The 19,117-nt window shown below is 35.4% G+C and carries 13 protein-coding genes; 11 read left to right on the top strand and 2 right to left on the bottom strand.

Annotated features, from left to right (window positions below):
• The first annotated feature begins 469 nt into the window (after nt 1-469).
• The 6 genes from RMR19_RS15750 (at nt 470) to RMR19_RS15725 (ending at nt 4,167) form a co-directional block, all read left to right on the top strand.
• Nucleotides 470-661: a DUF951 domain-containing protein gene (locus tag RMR19_RS15750; RefSeq protein WP_310604452.1), complete on the top strand. Its 192-nt coding sequence runs from the start codon at nt 470-472 to the stop codon at nt 659-661.
• A 205-nt stretch (nt 662-866) separates the two neighbouring features.
• Nucleotides 867-1,154: a 30S ribosomal protein S6 gene (gene rpsF, locus RMR19_RS15745; RefSeq protein ID WP_310604451.1), complete on the top strand. Its 288-nt coding sequence runs from the start codon at nt 867-869 to the stop codon at nt 1,152-1,154.
• 18 nt (nt 1,155-1,172) lie between these two features.
• Complete coding sequence (locus tag RMR19_RS15740; RefSeq protein ID WP_310604450.1) at nt 1,173-1,613, top strand: single-stranded DNA-binding protein; 441 nt, start codon at nt 1,173-1,175, stop codon at nt 1,611-1,613.
• A gap of 67 nt (nt 1,614-1,680) precedes the next feature.
• Complete coding sequence (gene rpsR / locus RMR19_RS15735; RefSeq protein WP_310604449.1) at nt 1,681-1,956, top strand: 30S ribosomal protein S18; 276 nt, start codon at nt 1,681-1,683, stop codon at nt 1,954-1,956.
• Nucleotides 1,957-2,263: 307 nt separating this feature from the next.
• On the top strand, nt 2,264-3,427 hold the full coding sequence (locus RMR19_RS15730; RefSeq protein ID WP_310604448.1) for an ATP-binding protein: 1,164 nt from the start codon (nt 2,264-2,266) through the stop codon (nt 3,425-3,427).
• Entirely contained in the window at nt 3,427-4,167 is a 741-nt protein-coding gene (locus tag RMR19_RS15725; RefSeq protein ID WP_310604447.1) for a hypothetical protein, read from the top strand. Before RMR19_RS15730 ends, RMR19_RS15725 begins: the two co-directional genes overlap by 1 nt.
• A gap of 402 nt (nt 4,168-4,569) precedes the next feature.
• Here the strand turns inward: RMR19_RS15725 and RMR19_RS22080 are convergent, their stop codons facing one another.
• Complete coding sequence (locus RMR19_RS22080) at nt 4,570-4,677, bottom strand: putative holin-like toxin (protein WP_442871546.1); 108 nt, start codon at nt 4,675-4,677, stop codon at nt 4,570-4,572.
• Nucleotides 4,678-5,291: 614 nt separating this feature from the next.
• On the opposite strand from RMR19_RS22080, the gene RMR19_RS15715 reads away from it, so the two are divergent.
• Together RMR19_RS15715 and pulA are read left to right on the top strand one after the other, a co-directional pair.
• Complete coding sequence (locus RMR19_RS15715) at nt 5,292-12,197, top strand: alpha-amylase family glycosyl hydrolase (protein WP_310604446.1); 6,906 nt, start codon at nt 5,292-5,294, stop codon at nt 12,195-12,197.
• Nucleotides 12,198-12,440: 243 nt separating this feature from the next.
• Nucleotides 12,441-14,393 carry a type I pullulanase gene (gene pulA, locus RMR19_RS15710; protein WP_310604445.1) on the top strand — a complete coding sequence of 651 codons (1,953 nt, stop codon included), beginning with the start codon at nt 12,441-12,443 and terminating at the stop codon, nt 14,391-14,393.
• Between the two features lie 82 nt (nt 14,394-14,475).
• Here the strand turns inward: pulA and RMR19_RS15705 are convergent, their stop codons facing one another.
• Nucleotides 14,476-14,679, bottom strand: a complete 204-nt coding sequence (locus tag RMR19_RS15705; protein WP_310604444.1) for a cold-shock protein — start codon at nt 14,677-14,679, stop codon at nt 14,476-14,478.
• Between the two features lie 440 nt (nt 14,680-15,119).
• On the opposite strand from RMR19_RS15705, the gene RMR19_RS15700 reads away from it, so the two are divergent.
• From RMR19_RS15700 to dnaB, 3 genes are read left to right on the top strand one after another with little or no spacing between them, the layout of a single operon-like run.
• Nucleotides 15,120-17,177, top strand: coding sequence for a DHH family phosphoesterase (locus tag RMR19_RS15700; protein ID WP_310604443.1), 2,058 nt, complete (start codon nt 15,120-15,122; stop codon nt 17,175-17,177).
• Nucleotides 17,178-17,179: 2 nt separating this feature from the next.
• Nucleotides 17,180-17,626, top strand: a complete 447-nt coding sequence (rplI, locus tag RMR19_RS15695) for a 50S ribosomal protein L9 (protein WP_310604442.1) — start codon at nt 17,180-17,182, stop codon at nt 17,624-17,626.
• 18 nt (nt 17,627-17,644) lie between these two features.
• Nucleotides 17,645-18,976 carry a replicative DNA helicase gene (gene dnaB / locus RMR19_RS15690; RefSeq protein ID WP_310604441.1) on the top strand — a complete coding sequence of 444 codons (1,332 nt, stop codon included), beginning with the start codon at nt 17,645-17,647 and terminating at the stop codon, nt 18,974-18,976.
• Nucleotides 18,977-19,117: the final 141 nt, after the last annotated feature.

Genomic DNA, 19,117 nt, shown 5'->3' with positions numbered 1-19,117 from the left:
AATATTTATTCATTTAAACTTAGTTGATATACTTGTGTAATATACGTTTATGATGCAAAACTTTGTTATGTTTTCAAAGCGCATTCGTTAATGTTCTCTAAAACAAAACACGCTACATACCTAAGAACTTCTAAGTGCGTATAGGGAGATATTGAAAGGTTACGGAAACGCCTTCGATTCGGCATCCTGCCTCAGCTCAGGCTGGCTCGGCATCCATGCCTCGCCTTCCTAGGTTGTGAATGTACACACTAAGAAGTACTATAGGCATTACGCTACCGTTTTTTATTTAGAGAACATTAGCGAATACGCAGGTATAGATAACGAAGTTTTGCAGGTTCATTTTGTAGATACACAAGTATGCGTAAAGTATGTATGAATAAATATTACCCGATATTCATTGTAAACACTTTTGAGAACCTTTTGACACCCAAATCCTGGGTAGTCGTTAATAGAGAGGAGTATGTTTGAAATGGATTTGAATATAGGCGATGTAATTAAATTAAAGAAGCAACATCCATGTGGAAGTAGTGAATGGGAGATATTAAGAGTAGGAATGGATTTTCGTTTGAAATGTATGGGATGTGGGCATCAAGTTATGTTACCAAGAAAACAAGTTGAGAAGAGCATACGAAATATCCGTAAAAAAGAGATAGCAGACTAGGTAGATAATAGTCGAAATATGTCGTTGTTGTAGTAATAGGAACAAAAAGCTTTAATAAAATCAAAAATTTCAAAAAAAAGTTGCAAAAATCGTACAAGTATGTTAGAATCTTAAATTGTGATATAATCTATTAAATTAATCCTTGCTCTTTTTTAATGATTTAAAAAAGAAAAGGGCCAAAGACCAAAAGGAGGTGCAAGCAACTATGAACAAATATGAATTAGCTTTAGTTGTTAGTGCAAAAATCGAAGACGATGCAAGAGTAGCAGCGGTAGAACAAGTTAAAGAACTTATCGCAAGATTTGGCGGTACAGTTACTAACGTTGATGAATGGGGTAAGAAGAGATTAGCTTACGAAATTCAAAAAATGAAAGAAGGATTCTACTACTTCATCCAATTCGAGTCTGTATCAACTACTCCAAGAGAAATCGAACAAAGAATTCGAATCATGGAATCAGTTATCAGATATTTATGCATTAGACAAGACGCATAAAGAAGGAGGAATTCCTTTATGAATAAAGTAATCCTAATGGGCCGTCTAACAAGAGACCCTGAAGTGAGATATTCCCAAGGGGAAAGTTCACTAGCTATAGCAAGATACACAATTGCGGTAGATCGTAGATTTAAACGTGATGGTGATCAACAGACAGCAGATTTTATTAGCTGTGTATCATTTGGTAAAACAGCAGAATTTGCAGAAAAGTATTACAGACAAGGAACAAAAGTACTTGTAACTGGTCGTATACAAACTGGTAGCTATACAAACAAGGATGGACAGAAAGTCTACACAACAGAAGTTGTTGTAGAAGAACAGGAATTTGCAGAAAGTAAGGCATCTGCTAGTGAATCTGGCGGTTTCCAACAGACAGCAAGACCTGAGCCAAGCCAAGCAATTGGCGATGGTTTCATGAATATCCCAGATGGTATTGATGAAGAATTACCATTTAATTAATACGACGTAAAGTCAAACCTATAAATATACATGATTATGTATAAAATTTGGATAAGGAGGTTGTGTTATGCCATACAATAAGAATGATAGAAACGATAGAGCTGATTCTCCAATGAAGAGAAGAGGCGGACGTAGAAGAAAAAAAGTATGTGTATTCTGTGTAGATAAAACTAATGCAGGTATCGATTATAAAGATGTAAACAAATTAAAGAGATATGTATCTGAAAGAGGTAAAATTCTTCCTAGAAGAATCACAGGAAACTGTGCAAAACACCAAAGAGCTCTTACAGTAGCAATTAAGAGATCAAGACATATCGCATTAATGCCTTATACTATGGATTAAGCCTTAGTTAATAAGGAATTTAGAGATCGCAAAGATAATTTATGCGATTTGCATAGACAATGATAATAGCTGTTACATGACGAAAGTGATAATTTCACGTAGTGGGATTTGGTTGCTTGGTTGTGTAATGGCTTTTTTGTAATGAGCTACTCTCTTTTGCAATAATTCATAGCATGATAATATAGTAAACATAAAATCATTAAAGGTAACATAAATTCGCTAAATTTCAATAAATTATGATTATAATATATAAATCTGTTTAAAAACTATAATATGTGCTATACTATAATTACTTGGAGGTGGAAGGATGAATAACAGAAAGGCTCAAGACGTATTTATTCCAGGCGCATTACCTGAAAGTACCTATATCACAAGAAAGGCTAAAATGAACTTTACTTATGAAGATAGGCTAAAACAAGCTCTTAGTATAAATGGCTATTTGACTTTTATTTCTGGACCATCTAAAATTGGAAAAACGGTTCTTTGTGAGAAAGTAATTGGTTTGGAAAATTTGGTGGAAGTATCAGGTTCTGATTTTAGAGAGGAAAACCAACTTTGGATAGAAATAGGAAAAAGAGCAGGAATGCCCTATAAAGGTGCGTTTTTTAATAAAAATACAGACAATACTTCTATGAAGGAAACGTATGAGATTAGTAAAGAAAGTGTAATTGCTTATTATAGAGAACATGAAAAAGTATTGCTATTAGATGATTTTCATTATGCTGATTTAGAGATGCAGAGATATATGGCACAACAACTAAAAGATGCGATACGAAAGGGATTGAAAGTAATTATTGCATCATTACCGCATAGAAGTGATGATTCGATACGAAATAACCCTGATTTGCAAGGAAGAGTGTCAATTATTGATATGGAAACATGGTCTGCAGAAGAATTAATGCAAATACCAAAAGCAGGATTTAAAGAGTTGGGGATTCGCATTGCAGAACCAGTCATAGAAGAATTAGCAAGTGAATGCATTTGCTCACCTCAGTTAATGCAACTTATTTGTTTGAATATATGCATATTGGAAAAAGTAGATACTGGAAATATTACAGAGATTAAACAGGATATATTAAAACAAGCGTTTCAATTCTCAACATTAAATTGTAATTATGAACAAGCAGCAAAGGTAATTAAACAAGGGAAAAATTCAAGAGGAATGGAACGAAGAAAATACAAAACACAAAACTATGGAGAGCTTGATTTATACGGATTAATTCTTGAATCGATAGCAATAGATCCACCAAGTTCAAAGATAGATAGTAGCCAATTAGCAAATCGTATAAACGCATTATTGGCAGAAGGAGAAGAGAAACCTACTAGCAAATCACAAAAAGATTATCTGGCTAATCTACAAGAAGTATTAAATTTGCAAGAGCGTTCTTGCCAAGTAATTGAATGGAAAGATAATGTGCTATATATTATGGATCCAATGTTCCTATTTTATTTGCGATGGGGGAGACAATAATGAATGATTTAGTGCAAGAACTTATTGATAGAATAGACTTGGCACAAGAAATAGAAACGTATCAAAGTATAATTAAAGATGGTATTATTAAGCTTAATAATCATGGCTATAGTGACATAGCAGCACAAATTAGCCAACTATCACAGTTTCAGACAAATAGATTTTCAGAAACGGAGACAAAAGAAAATTTTAACAATAATAAAGTAAAAGTCAAAGAATATTTACAGCTGAGCGTGATGGATAATCAATACTGTAAGATTTCAGAAGGGGAAGCAGTAATAATTGTAGAATCTATATTGAAGAACTTTAAACAAAGCCTAGATAAAATGTTTCATAAAAATATACATGGAAAATGTAATGATACTTTAAAAAATCATCTTCCCAATATAGGTATACAAAATGAGTATGATGTTCAGCATTTGATGTATCCATTTTTGCTATCTGTATTTGAAGATTGTAGAATGGAAAAATGTCAAGACACAGGGCATCACACAGTAAGAGAAGATATTGTAATTGACTCTTATAAGATTATCATTGAATTAAAATGTACAAGAAGAAGTATGACAGAAAGAGATTTAAGCGAAGAAGTGGCAGCTGATATCCTACATTACAAGGAGCGTCATTTATTTTTCTATATATATGACAAAGAAAAAATAATAGCAAACAATCGATGTTTTATTAATACATATGAAGGAATGAGGGTTGAAGGAAAAGATATTCATGTGATAATTGCAAATTAGTTTAGTGAGTAGTGTTGCAAATCCTGTTGCAAAAATACTGAAAAATGACATGATATCTTACTACAAGATAAAATAGTAGGATACAAAGGAATGTAGTAAAATCAATACTTTTGAGTTACTATGAGAATCTACAAAACATCATACCCACATATCGCATTAATGCCATATACTATGGACTAAGCCTTAGTTAATAAGAAATTTAGAGATCGCAAAGATAATTTATGCGATTTGCATAGACAATGATAATAGCTGTTACATGACAAATAGCAGTAACCACTGCTTTACAAAAAAGAGGGTTACTGCTATAATGTAGGTAACAGGAAGCAAAAGGTTAAAACTTATGCTTGCCCTTAATGTGTAATGAAAAAATGATTATCCACTACTTTAGGCGGTCGAGGATAATCATTTTTTATTGTGAAACAATTTCATAAGTTCCACAACGAGAGTGATAAATGCTATAACAAAGATACCGAAAGAAATCATTAAAGAGATCGCTTCAAATACTGTCATAAGGCGCACTCCCCCTTTCTATGTAAAATTAGTTTGGGAAGTTCACCTCCTTCATAGAAAAATGAAGGGCAAGCACTCATAATTATCCTAAGGTCAACGGACGGACCTTTTCCTGTCACCATGGGAATATTGTATCATAGGGAAAAGAAAAAGTTGATAGTATGTTCGAATGATTGAAATAAAATGGTAGTACAGATTACTGTTTACTCCCATAGCCTTGCACCACGCTGCAAGGCTATGGGCTAATAACGTCATATATGTTTTGAGCAAAAAGAAAATAGCCGTTACATAAAAGTGTGAAGTGAAATTCCACTTGGTTATGTAACGACTATTTTTTTGTCTTCTATTCGGATTTGTTAATAACTCCCTATATCGTATTAAAACGACCATTTCCACATCTGTTACGACAAGAAAAGTATTGTAACATTTGCACAAGAAATCACATATATAATAGTGACAAATAACAAGCATGTGAATTTGTTCGAAAAAATTCGAAAATATTTTGTGCAAACTGTTGATTTGGAGTGAAGAATATGGTATTAATATAAGAGTATGGATGACATACGAGAAGTTTAGCAAAGTGAAATAGCATTTTTATGAGAAGGAGATGTGTTATGAGACAGAAGGGTGTATTAAAGAAAGCAATGAGCATAGTAATGGTGCTTGTTATGATTGCAACCTTATTGCCAGACAATCTTAGGATTGTTAAGGCGGATTCGGCAGCTACAAGAAGAGTTGACGATGTGGTGCAATTAGTTGTGGATGGGCAAACATACACAATGAAACTATATAGCGAAGGCGTGTATGAGGCGACAGTACAAGTGCCATCAGCCACGGGAGCACAAGTTAAAGTAAATGGAGAAGTAATTGGAACTTCTTCTTGGAATAATGAAACAGGAGAAGATGTTTATGTTACATATGATTCGGTTTCGAAAGGGATTAAGAATTCAATAACAAATAGCACATCATTTAAGAAGAGTGCTACTTGGGTAGGAGCAATTGAGACAATCTCTGATTGTGGATTCTCAAAATGGGCACCAGCAGATACAAGTGCAGATTTAGATTATCTTGGTGGAGGTATATACAGCAAGACATTTACATTCACGGCATTAGCAGATGATTTAACATTAGAAGATGGTGGTTATAAGGTTGCATATAATGGTGATTGGGGCAATGGAGAAATTGGAGATAGCGATAAAGTAACGCTTACAATCCCAGCAGGCAAAGACAAAATCACAGTATATGCAAATTCAAGAACAGGGTACATAACAGATTCCATCAATACACCTTCTGTAGCAAAAGAAGTTTCTTTAATTGGTACAGTAAGAGGGAATGAGGCAACAAATTGGCAGGAAGCAGAAGCAGGTTGGGAATTTACCAATATTGATGGAAGATATGCTGTATTTAATAAAGTATTTGAAGCAAAGAATTATGAATATAAAGTAGTATACAACAAAGCAGATTGGCCAGATGGAGGAAATTCTTCATTTACAGTTGGCAACGATACCAATGTAGTATTTCTTTATGATTACACAACAGATACGGTATATGATTCAATTAACGATTATAATACAGTAGCTACTGCACTTGGTTTTCCTAGCGATGGGGAAGAAGAATTAGTGCCAGATGTATTCATTGCACAACCAGGTGGTGGAAGCGTATGGAGAGTAACTGGAGGCGATGCAAAATTTGACACTTGGAATCAAGCAGGAACAAATGGTGTTATGAGTCATCTTGTTGGTGAATACTATGCAAAATCTGTAGTATTGAATGCAGGTTTTTATGAATTCAAATTCACAAAGAATGGTTCTTGGGACGGATCAATTGGAGGAATCGGTACAACATATGGTAACTTCGAATTGACATTAACAGAAAAAACAAAAGTAAACTTCTACCTTAATGATGAATTAGAAGATTATAACCGAGTACGTATTAATTTAGAGGGACTAGGTGATCAAGGCTTACAACAATACATACCAGCACGTTCTGCAGATGAATGGCCAAGATTAGTTGGAAGTATTCAGCCTCTACTTGGAGATAGTGCTGAGTGGAGCCCAGCGGCAGCAAAGAGTATGTTTGTAGATTACTACTTTAATAATACAGAATATCGTCTTCAAAGAACATTATCACCAGATAAATTCCCAGCATCATATGATGTAAAAGTAGTATGCGGAAACAGTTGGGATGCACTTAATTATGGTGATGGTTCAGACAACCATGCAATTAAATTATTAGATGCAGCAAACGTTACATTTACAACAACGATACCGGCAGATGCATCAGCGGGAGTATTAAAAGACAATTATAAACCTCAAAACTCGGCATATGATGGAAAGATTAAAACGTCAGAATTATATTTTGATAGTCAATCAACGACTTATAAAAATCCATTTGGAGCAATTCCAATGGAAAGCCAAGATGTAACATTCCGATTTGCGGCGGAAGCAGGAGATGCACAGTTAGTAAAACTGGAATTAGCAGATGGCAATGACGTAGCAAAAACATACGTAATGAATATCGCAACCGTACTTGATGGTAAAGATTACTGGGAAGTAACCGTACCAAAGAAAGATTTTGATTCGATTGGAATCTGGTCATATAAATTCATCGTAATTGATGGTTCTGCAAAAGTAGAATATGGCGATGACGGCGTGTCAGGCGGAACAGGCGCATTCTCAGAAGAAGGCCAGACGGGATATAACTTAACTGTTTATGAGAAGGATTATAAGACACCAGACTGGATGAAGAATGCTGTTGTATATCAAATCTTCCCAGACCGTTTCTACGATGGAGATTCAAGCAATAACAATGCGAAGTTAGTAGATGGTGTAAGAGGTGATAGCGTTCAATTGTTTGACGGTTCAATGGGTTCAGCAGGTAAATGGTCAGATGTGCCAGAGAATCCAAGACAATCCGAAGAAGCAAATAAACCATATTATCCAAATGCAACAACAGATGGTGTTTGGTCAAATGAATTCTATGGTGGAGATATTAGTGGTATCAAACAAAAATTATCTTACTTACAAAACCTTGGAGTAACAGCAATCTACTTAAATCCAGTATCATGGGCAGCATCAAATCACAAGTACGATGCAACAGATTATAAACATCTTGATCCTATGTTTGGAGAGCCAGTATATAATATTGCAGGAAATCCTGCTTCAGGATTAAATTATGAAGAGACAAAGAAAGCTTCTGACAAAGTGTACGAAGCATTTGCAGATGCATGTAATGACCTTGGAATCTATCTAATTGCAGATGGTGTATTCAACCATGTTGGTGATGATTCCATCTATTTTGACAGATATGAGAAATATCCTGAAATCGGTGCATATGAGTATTGGAGCAGAGTTTGGGATACGGTTGAAGCAAAAGGAGTATCACAAGCAGAAGCAGAGAAGGAAGTAAAGAACTACTTTAAAGCACAGATTAATCCAGATACGAATACAAACTATACCGATGCAGACTTCGTATATACAACATGGTTTGAAGTAGGACCAAACAAAGTATATGATGAAGATAATGGAAACTTTATACACTATGAATATGAGTGTTGGTGGGGATATGATTCGCTTCCATGTATCAAAGCTGTATCTGCAGACGATACAAACTTAACAAATGATGAGAATGCAACAATCGCTGGTGTTCATGAATACAATAACGTAGATTACCGCAAACAAGTAATTGGTTATGATTTAACTGGAAAATCAGATGCAGATGCGTCGGCTGCAATGCAGGAAGCAAACTCACAAAGATGGTTGTGGATGGGAGCAAGCGGTTGGAGACTTGATGTTGCTCCAGATGTATCCGATGAAACATGGCAACAATTCAGAACAGCAGTTAAATCAGCAACAGGCTATACGGATGCGAATGGAAATACAATTGCAGACCCAGTTATTCTTGGAGAGGAATGGGGTGTTGCAACAAGTTACCTATTAGGAGATATGTTTGACTCGGTTATGAACTATCAATTCCGTGCAGCATTGCAAAACTTTATTATTAATGGAGTAGATGCACAGAAATTCAATGCACAACTTGAAACAATCCGTGAGAACTATCCAGAAGAAGCATGGTATGCAATGCTTAACTTAGTAGATTCCCATGATACAGTTCGTAATATTACAAAGATTGATAAACCGACTTGGGAAGAAGAAAATACAGCAATTGCACCAGAAGCATCAGACCGTGCAATTAAGTTACAAGCATTAACTGCAATCTTCCAATTAAGTTATCCAGGAGCACCTACAATCTATTATGGAGATGAGGTTGGTGTAACAGGAACAAAAGATCCAGATTCAAGACGTACATTCCCTTGGGAAAGAATTAATGCGTCAACAAACACAATTTCATCTACATATGCAAGCAAATATGGTGATTTATACAATACCTATGTAAATGCAGCAGATGTTCGTAATGCAAACAAAGAAATATTTGCAACTGGTGAAATTAAAACAGCATATGCAGAAGGAAATGTAATTGCCTATGCTAGAAAAAGCGCAACAAAAGGTGGCTTATCTGCAATCAATACTTCGGATAAAGCAGTAACATTTGTAGCGGATGTAGCAGATTTCCTTCCAGAAGGACTTATATTACAAGACAAATTAGGTGGAACAATTCAGGCAACGGTAACAGATGGTAAAGTAAGCATTACAATACCAGCATATTCAGGAATTATGATGGTATCTTCACAAAGCTTTGCAGAATTACCAACAGCTCCAACGAATGTAGCTGCTGTAGAAACAAACGGTGCAACAGGTAAAGTTACAATTACTTGGGATGCTGTTGATGGAGCAGAGAACTACAGTGTATATCGTGCTTATCTTGATGGTGCACAAAAAACATTGCTTGGAACAACAGCAGATGGAGTGACAACAACATTTGAAGATACGGATGTTGTAAATGGAACAAGATACTATTACTATGTTAAGACAAATAAAAACGGTGTAGCAAGTAATTACAGTTCTTATGTATCTGCATTGCCATCTTACGAGATTACAGTAATAACAAAACCAACAGATGTAGCAGCAGTAGGATTAGGAATCGGAAATACAACAGAAGAGATTGAAGTTGTAATTACAATTCCAGGATTAACAGATAATGCAACCTATGCAGGCAAAGACGTTCCTGGTTTAACATTTATGCTTATGTACTACTATAACCAAAAGGAAACTGCAGAGAGTGTTAAATTACGTTATAAAGAAGACGTAACAGATAATGGTCAAATCACTGGAAAGATTTATAGTGCAACATTTGAACCTACAAGAGCAGAAAGTTATACATATTTTGCAAGAGCAACCGTGAATAATGGATATAGCTACATAGAGTCAGATGAGAACACCGTGGTTGTTAATGCATCATCAAACACTACGAAACCATCGAAACCAGTGTTAGAGCAATCGATTTCCGAATCAAACCGTGTTACATTAAACTGGACATGTGAGGATAGTACAGTAAAAGGTTTTGATATCTTCCGTTCTCAAGCAACAAAGAATAACGCAGGCGTAGAAGTATTTACCGAGTATCAACGTATTGATACCGTGTCAGCAGGTACAACTGCATATATTGATTATGCAGTAAATAATGATACAAAGTATAAATATTATGTAGAAGCGTTCAACGAGTTCTATAACCGCGATAAGTCTTCCGATATGGAGGTTATGCCGAAACTTGTAATGGTTGATGTAACAATCCGTTTAACAATTCCATCGAAAGTATTCACATCAGCAACCGATTCCATCTATATTGCATCAGATGCAAACGGATGGTCAGCAAATGGCTGGGAATTAAAGAAACCAAGTGGAGCAACGGACAGTAACATTATCGAATATACATTCAAGATGATGGCTGGTAAGAAGATTCAATACAAGTATACAAGAGGTACTTGGTCAACAGAAGGCTTAACAAGTAATAGAGCAAATGATACGACAGCACCTGGAAACTACGCATATAGCTCTATGGATACGAATATTTCTTTAACAATTCGTAACCAAGGTGGCAATAAAATGCTTGTAGAAGACTATGTTCTTCGTTGGGTTGACATGCCATTAATGGTTACAGTACCTAGAATATCATATGGTTCAGAAGACATTAGCTATGAGACAACAGATGCAACATTCAATCTTCAAGCAAGTGTACCAGTGGGTGGAATCTTCACGATTAATGGAGTAGACATCAATACAATGAAAGCGGGAGCATTAGACCAATACGGAAATGTTCGTCTTGATGATATTCCACTTGAGGTTGGTGTGAATACATTCGTGCTTCATATTGAGCCAACGGCTGAGACAAAAGCTTTAGAATGGTTGGTTGATACAGGAAGAATTGATACACAGATGACTGCGACAAAGACCATTACCATTACAAGAACAAAAACAGGTGGTTCAGGAAATTCAGGTGGTTCAGAAAGTTCTACAAGCAGCGATTCAACTTCTTCACAAGAACCTAAGTTGGTAAGTCAAAGTGGAGCAACAGGCTGGAAAGCAATTGCAGAAGCCATTAACACAATTGTAAAAGGATTAGACAAAGATAGTAAAGAAGCAAAAGTAGTAGAAATCGAGATGAACAATGCGACAAAAGTTCCATATGAAATCTTTGAAGCGATTGCAGATACACAAGTTAAATTAGTACTCAATATGAATCAATATCAATGGAGTGTAGAAGGCAAAACCGTTGATAAAGAAACATTAAAAGAGCTAAAAGCGTTAGGAAAAGAAATCGACTTTAGTTTTGCATTTATAACAGAAGCAAAAGAAAAGCAAAGTATTGATGCAACCATCAAGAATACATTAGATAGCAACAAAGATACTCGTTCTATTACAAAAGTTTCTTACTTTAAATTGGGACATGAGGGAGCATTCCCATTCGAAGCAAAGCTAACATTTACAATTGATAAAGCATATGCTGGTAAGAGTATTTTCTTGAACTATGTAAACGAAAAAGAAAATATGGTAGAACCACAATGTTATGCAAGTGTAACAAGTAGTGGAAAAGTAACGGTTACTATGCCACATGCATCGAAGTATGTTGTTACACTTGAGAATACTGTGTTACCAACGTTAATGGCTACGAAGACAATCTATACGAAAGCTACCTATACGTTAGGAACAAAAGTGGAAAATGCGTTACCAGGTGATGGAGCTACGTATTACACAAGTAAGAGTTCTGTTGTAACAGTAAATGCAAAAGGTAAACTTACTGCTAAGAAGGCTGGAACAGCAACAATTACAACGAGATACGTACAAAATGGTAAAGTATATGTATTCTTAACAAAAGTTACTGTAAAAGACCCTTACATTAAAATAACAGCAGCACCTACGAAGCTAAAGGTTGCGAAAACTTATACATGTAAGGCAAAAGCATACGGTACAACAACTGCAATTGTGTGGTCTGTATCAGATACAAAAATTGCAACAATTGATAAGAAGACAGGTAAGTTAAAAGCTAAGAAAGCTGGAAAGGTTGTTGTTACAGCAAAGGCTGGTAGTGTTACAAAGAAATTTACGGTAACAATAACGAAGTAAAGTTTGCATTGATAATGCACGATAACGTGTAATAAAGAATTATAAAAAATCGTGTAAAAGAGGTAAGAAAATCCCCTTTTACACGATTTTTTTAGTTCATAGAAAAGTAAGAGGCCCATTAATTGCTAAATTATTTTTATCGAAATATTTCGAAAAAATAATGCCAAAATGTTTATAATTTAAGATTAATGTGGTATAATACTAGTATAGTAGTAAAAATGAAACCCGAAAGGAAATAGGTTAATGGAGAAACAGTACCAAAGACATAAATATTCAGAAAAGCAATTTAACGAATTGTATTTTTACGATAAAGAGGATTTAGGGGCAACATATAGTAAGGCACGTACACAGTTTAAAGTATGGGCACCAACAGCAGATAAGGTTGCCATTAAACTCTATGAAGAAGGACTTGGTGATAATCTTGTTAAGGTAGTATCTATGTACCAAGGTGTTGCAGGAACATGGGAACTGATTGTAGAAGAAGATTTAAACGGAATGTACTATACATATGAAGTAACTCTTGGCGAAGTTGTGAACGAAACGATTGATCCGTATGCAAAGGCAGCAGGTGCAAATGGAGTTAGAGCTATGATTCTTGACTTAAATCGTACAAATCCAAAGGGGTGGGAAGAGGATAAAAAACCAGAATTTACAGAGGATACCGATGCAATTATTTATGAACTTCATGTAAGAGACCTTTCCATGAGTAGTGATTCTGGAATTAAAAACAAAGGAAAATTTCTTGGGATAGCAGAAACAGGAACGGTAAGTTCTAGTGGTCTAACAACAGGAATAGATCACATGAAAGAGCTTGGTATTACTCATGTTCATTTATTGCCTGTATTTGATTATAACACGGTAGATGAGACTCAGTTGCAAACACCACAATTTAATTGGGGGTATGATCCACAGAATTATAACTTGCCAGAGGGTTCCTATTCTACGGATCCGTTTCATGGAGATGTTCGTATTAAGGAATTCAAGCAGATGGTAAAGACACTTCATGATAATGGAATTCGTGTCATTATGGATGTTGTTTATAATCATACATTTGCAAGTGAAGAATCAAATTTTCATAAGATAGTACCAGAATACTATCACCGTGTAGTGAATGGAAAGTTCAGCGATGGTTCTGCTTGTAATAATGAGACAGCATCAGAACGAGCAATGGTTAGAAAATTCATTATTGATTCGGTTGTATACTGGGCTAAGGAGTATCATATTGATGGATTCCGTTTTGATTTGATGGCATTGCATGATATTGATACAATGAATGCTGTTAGAGAAGCAGTTGACAAGATTGATCCTACTATCTTATTGTATGGAGAGGGCTGGACAGCAGCAGACTCGGTTTTACCAAAAGAAAAGCAAGCATTGAAAGCACACACATATCAAATGAATCGAGTGGGTGCATTTAGTGATGATATGCGAGATGGAATCAAAGGTAGTGTTTTCGATGGACTGGATAAAGGGTTTGTTAGTGGAAAAGAAGGGGTAGAAGAGGCAATTAAGTTTGGTATTGTAGCATCTACGGCTCATCCACAAGTAAAGGATTTTGTAGCATGGACACATAACCCTGGACAATGTATTAACTACACTTCCGTACATGATAATTTTACCTTATGGGATAAGCTTGCTATGTCATGTGAAGGTGTAAGTGAAGAGCAACGAATTCGTATGAACAAGTTGTCAGCAGCAATCGTATTAACATCACAAGGGGTTTCTTTGTTCCAAGCAGGAGAGGAACTTTTGCGTAGTAAACCTGTAGAGGGGCAAGAGGGTATGTATGACCATAACAGTTATATATCTTCTGATAATGTGAATGCAATTCATTGGAGTAATAAGAAGAAATATTATTCTGTCTATGAATATTACCGTGGACTTATTGCCTTCCGTAAGGCGAATCCAGCACTTCGTATGAGAACGGAAGCAGATATTGCAAAAAATCTAGTATTCCTTGAAAATCTTCCAGATCAAGTTGTTGCGTATACAATCAAAGCAATTTCAGATATAGAAGAAAAAGAAATCTATGTTATCTTCAATGCTTCAAACAAGAAGATTAAGATGCCATTAGACAAAGGAACATGGAATGTATATGTGAATGCAGATGATGCAGGAACAGAAGTGTTAGCAACGGAAGACAAAGAGACAGTAGTTGTAGATGAAATATCAGCAATGGTATTGATAAGACAATAAAAAAATCGCCTCATAACTAAGTTCTTACGAACGAGTTATGAGGCGATTCTCATTAACAAAAAGTTATATTCTTAAGCTTAAATTAAGCAACTTGAACGTTAACTGCTTGCATTCCACGATTTCCGTTTTCTAAATCGAAAGTAACTGCTTGACCTTCTTCTAATGATTTGAATCCGTCACCAGCGATTCCTGAGAAATGTACGAATACATCTTCTCCGCCATCTAAATTAGTGATGAAACCATAACCTTTTTGTGAGTTAAACCATTTAACTGTACCTTTATTCATTGAAAGATACCTCCTAAAATAAATATTATTGTAGCAAAAAGGAATTCCTATAAGAATTCATAACAAAAAAATGTGCTACTCATTTCTTTGATATTTTAGGTGAAAATTAAAAACACATGTTTTTGTAAATCATCAAGAATTTAATGACTTACAAAAACATGTGAATCATAACCTCATTTAAAATACAAGATAAGTATAGTGCATAAAGGCATATAAGTCAAGAGGAATAAAATATATTTTGGTATATTTAACAATGAAATCAGACTTAAATTCTACAGAATATGGTTTTGGTTGTATATTCAAAAAGTGCTTTTATAAAACTTGATATAATGATATAATGAAAACAATGAGCATAGTTTAGTTAATTATTGGATAATCATAACTTGAAGGATGTAGTCCTTAATAGTTGCGATAGAAGAAGTGGAAAGCTGGGAGTTAGGATGAATAGAAAAAGTAAACTTACTGCAATGATTAAATCATACTTCCGATGGCCTGTCTGGCTATCATTATTATTGGTAGCGATGGACATAAGTATATATTTTATTAATAAGAGAGCAGCAGTTATGATGAGCATATATGTAGTAGTATATGTTATTGTTGCTATTATATTGTATCGGACGAAACGAATTACGATATTTGGAGAGATTGTACGATTTGCCGCTGACTATGGACAAGTGCAGAAGCAACTCTTAAAAGAATTGTCTCTTCCGTATGCAATATTAGATGTAGATGGACATCTCTTATGGGGAAATGATGAATTTATAGATAGTATTGCAAATGAACGTGCAGCGAGAAGATCTATTATGAATATATTTCCTGACATAACAAAGGAAAACCTACCGCATGTAGATAAAGATACGGTATTGCATGTAGCATTTCAAAGTCGAAATTATCGTCTTGTTCTTCGCAGAACGATTGCCAAATCTTTTAGCGAAGGCGAAGATGAGTATGATACAAATTATGAAACAAGTAATCTGGATAATTCGCTAATTGCATTATATATGTATGATGAGACGGAAATTACATCATATATTAAAGAAATCGAAGAGCAGAAAATGATTGTTGGTTTACTCTATATTGATAACTATGAAGAAGCGCTTGAATCAATTGATGAGGTTCGACGCTCCTTATTAATTGCACTTGTTGACCGTAAGGTTAATAAATATATGCAAGGTATTGATGCCATTGTTAAGAAGCTTGAAAAGGATAAATATATATTTGTGTTTAAACATAAATATTTGAACCAACTTCAATGCAATAAATTCTCTATATTAGAGGAAGTTCGTAGCGTTAATATCGGTAATGATATGGCGGTTACATTAAGTATGGGTCTTGGTGTAAATGCTGACACGTATATGACAGGTTACGACTATGCCAGAGCAGCTATTGACCTTGCACTTGGTAGAGGTGGAGACCAAGCCGTAGTGAAAGAGGGTGAGAAGCTTCTTTACTATGGTGGAAAGAGTATGCAGGTTGAGAAGAATACAAGAGTAAAAGCAAGAGTAAAGGCACATGCGCTGAAAGAGCTTGTAGAAGCAAAAGATAAAGTGGTTATTATGGGGCATTCCATTGGTGATGTGGATTCCTTTGGCGCGGCAATTGGTATCTATCGTGTTGCAAAGACGCTTAATAAGCGTGCACATATTATTATTAATCAGGTAACAACTTCTGTACGTCCATTGATGGAACGTTTTCAGGATAATCCTGAGTATGAGAGCGATATGATTCTAACAAGTGCGCAAGCGATGGAAATTGTAGATAACAATACATTACTGGTTATTGTTGATGTAAACAGACCAAACTATACAGAATGTAAAGAAGTATTATCTTTAACAAAAACAATAGTAATTCTTGATCATCATAGACAAACAGGTGAAGCAGTCGAGAATGCAGTATTATCCTATATTGAGCCGTATGCTTCTAGTACTTGTGAAATGGTAGCAGAGATATTACAATATATTGGCGAAGGTTTACGTCTAAAGCAGGCAGAAGCTGATGCGATGTATGCTGGAATTATGATTGATACAAACAACTTTTTATCAAAGACAGGTGTTCGTACATTTGAAGCGGCGGCGTTTTTAAAACGTAGTGGTGCAGATGTAACAAAGATTCGTAAAGCATTCCGTTGTGATATGATGGAATATAAAGTGCAAGCGGAGTCCGTTAGTAATGTAGAGGTATTTCTTAATCACTATGCAATCACAGAATGTGAAGGGCATGGGGTAGAAAGTCCGACGATTATTGGTGCAAAGGTTGCGAATGAATTGCTTAATATTACAAATGTAAAAGCATCTTTTGTATTAACAGAGTTTAATGGAAAGATATATGTAAGTGCAAGATCCATAGATGAATTAAATGTTCAAATTGTTATGGAGAAATTAGGTGGCGGTGGACACATGAGCATTGCAGGTGCGCAGATATGTGACAAAACAATGGAAGAAGCCGTTGATCTTGTGAAAGAGACATTAAAGACGATGCAACAGGAAGGAGAGTTATAATTATGGAAGTTATTTTATTACAAGATGTAAAAGCGTTAGGTAAAAAAGGGGAACTTGTTAAAGTAAGTGATGGATATGGAAGAAACTTTATCCTAAGTAAAAAGTTAGGCGTTGAGGCGACTGCTAAGAATATAAATGATTTAAAACTTCAAAAAGCAAACGATGAAAAGGTTGCGAAAGAGATTCTTGAGCAAGCAAAGGCATTTGCAAAAGAAATGGAAGAGAAAGTTGTTGTTCTTAAAATTAAGCTTGGTAAAGATGGTAGAACATTTGGTTCTATTTCAACAAAGGAAATCTCAATTGCTGCAAAAGAGCAATTAGGATATGATATCGATAAGAAAAAAATGCAATTAGCAGAACCAATTAAGAATATGGGGACATTCCACGTACCAGTAAAGATTCATCAAAAAGTAACAGGAGAACTAACTGTTAAAGTAACAGAGCAATAGATTGGATAGGAGAAAGTCATGGATGAGTCATTAATTAAAAAAGTACCTCCACATAGTATTGAGGCGGAGCAATCAGTAGTCGGATCTATGCTTATGGATAAAGATGCCATAACGACTGCATCGGAAATTATATCATCTGAAGACTTTTATCAGCATCAATATGGTTTACTATTTGATTCGATGGTGGAACTTTTTAATGAAGGAAAACCAGTAGACTTAGTTACTCTTCAAGAGAAGATAAAAGAGAAAGAGTTGCCAGCGGAGCTTAGTAGCATTGATTTCATACGTGATTTGATGTCTTCTGTTCCAACTTCGGCAAATGTAAAGTACTATGCGAACATCGTAAAAGAGAAGGCAACACTTAGACGCTTGATTAAAGTAACGGAAGGTATTACAAATGAATGTTATCTTAATCGTGAAAAACTAGAAGTGATTCTTGAAGAAACAGAAAAACAAGTATTTGATGTTGTACAGAATAAATCTTCTGGAGACTTTGTAAGTATCAAGGATATCGTTATTAAGTCATTAGAGAGTATTGAATCTGCGGCAAAGAACAAAGGTAGTGTAACAGGAATTGCAACAGGTTTCTATGACCTTGATTATAAAACGGCAGGATTACAGCCATCGGATTTAATTCTAATTGCAGCCAGACCTTCTATGGGAAAAACCGCATTTGTTCTTAACATTGCGGAATATGTAGCGGTTAAATCCAATGTCACAACAGCAATTTTCTCTCTGGAAATGTCAAAGGACCAGTTGGTGAAGCGTATTATATCTATGAATTCTAAAGTAGATTCCCAAGCGATTCGTAGTGGTGAACTACAAGATGATGACTGGGTAAAACTTGTGGAAAGTGCAAGAGCTATCGGTAATTCTAATCTAATTATAGATGATACGCCAGGCATTTCAATTACAGAGTTACGTTCAAAATGCCGTAAATTTAAGTTAGAGCATAATCTGGGACTTGTTATCATTGACTACTTGCAGTTGATGTCTGGTGGTAAGAAAGCAGAATCAAGACAACAGGAAATCTCTGAAATCTCACGTTCTCTAAAGGCGTTAGCGAGAGAAATAAGTGCACCTGTAATTGCATTATCACAGCTAAGCCGTGCAGTAGAACAAAGACCAGATAAACGTCCTATGTTATCAGATCTTCGTGAGTCTGGGGCAATCGAGCAGGATGCCGATGTTGTAATGTTTATCTACCGTGATGATTATTACAACCATGACTCGGAGGAAGCTGGCGTTTCTGAAATTATTATTGGTAAGCAAAGAAATGGTCCTACAGGAACAGTTAAGCTTGCATGGTTATCGCAGTTTACGAAGTTTGCTAATCTTGAGAGACATTAGGTAAAGGGGCGAAACTCAAGTTAGGTTGTGGAGTATACACCAAGAAGTACTATAGATGTTTTGCTATCGTTTTTTAAGAGTGTTCTTTACTCTTTGTTAAAGTACGGTAATCAAGAAGCGGGTCAAGGATATTGAGAGTTT

This window comes from Anaerosporobacter sp., from assembly GCF_031551385.1.
Classification (GTDB): Bacteria; Bacillota; Clostridia; order Lachnospirales; family Lachnospiraceae; genus Anaerosporobacter.
This window is presented reverse-complemented; position numbering and strand designations above follow the sequence as displayed.

Excerpts from the sequence above, each read along its gene's own strand:
- RMR19_RS15750 (WP_310604452.1), top strand. The coding sequence starts at position 470 with ATGGATTTGAATATAGGCGATGTAATTAAATTAAAGAAGCAACATCCA.
- rpsF (WP_310604451.1), top strand. The coding sequence starts at position 867 with ATGAACAAATATGAATTAGCTTTAGTTGTTAGTGCAAAAATCGAAGAC.
- RMR19_RS15740 (WP_310604450.1), top strand. The coding sequence starts at position 1,173 with ATGAATAAAGTAATCCTAATGGGCCGTCTAACAAGAGACCCTGAAGTG.
- rpsR (WP_310604449.1), top strand. The coding sequence starts at position 1,681 with ATGCCATACAATAAGAATGATAGAAACGATAGAGCTGATTCTCCAATG.
- RMR19_RS15730 (WP_310604448.1), top strand. The coding sequence starts at position 2,264 with ATGAATAACAGAAAGGCTCAAGACGTATTTATTCCAGGCGCATTACCT.
- RMR19_RS15725 (WP_310604447.1), top strand. The coding sequence starts at position 3,427 with ATGAATGATTTAGTGCAAGAACTTATTGATAGAATAGACTTGGCACAA.
- RMR19_RS22080 (WP_442871546.1), bottom strand. The coding sequence starts at position 4,677 with ATGACAGTATTTGAAGCGATCTCTTTAATGATTTCTTTCGGTATCTTT.
- RMR19_RS15715 (WP_310604446.1), top strand. The coding sequence starts at position 5,292 with ATGAGACAGAAGGGTGTATTAAAGAAAGCAATGAGCATAGTAATGGTG.
- pulA (WP_310604445.1), top strand. The coding sequence starts at position 12,441 with ATGGAGAAACAGTACCAAAGACATAAATATTCAGAAAAGCAATTTAAC.
- RMR19_RS15705 (WP_310604444.1), bottom strand. The coding sequence starts at position 14,679 with ATGAATAAAGGTACAGTTAAATGGTTTAACTCACAAAAAGGTTATGGT.
- RMR19_RS15700 (WP_310604443.1), top strand. The coding sequence starts at position 15,120 with ATGAATAGAAAAAGTAAACTTACTGCAATGATTAAATCATACTTCCGA.
- rplI (WP_310604442.1), top strand. The coding sequence starts at position 17,180 with ATGGAAGTTATTTTATTACAAGATGTAAAAGCGTTAGGTAAAAAAGGG.
- dnaB (WP_310604441.1), top strand. The coding sequence starts at position 17,645 with ATGGATGAGTCATTAATTAAAAAAGTACCTCCACATAGTATTGAGGCG.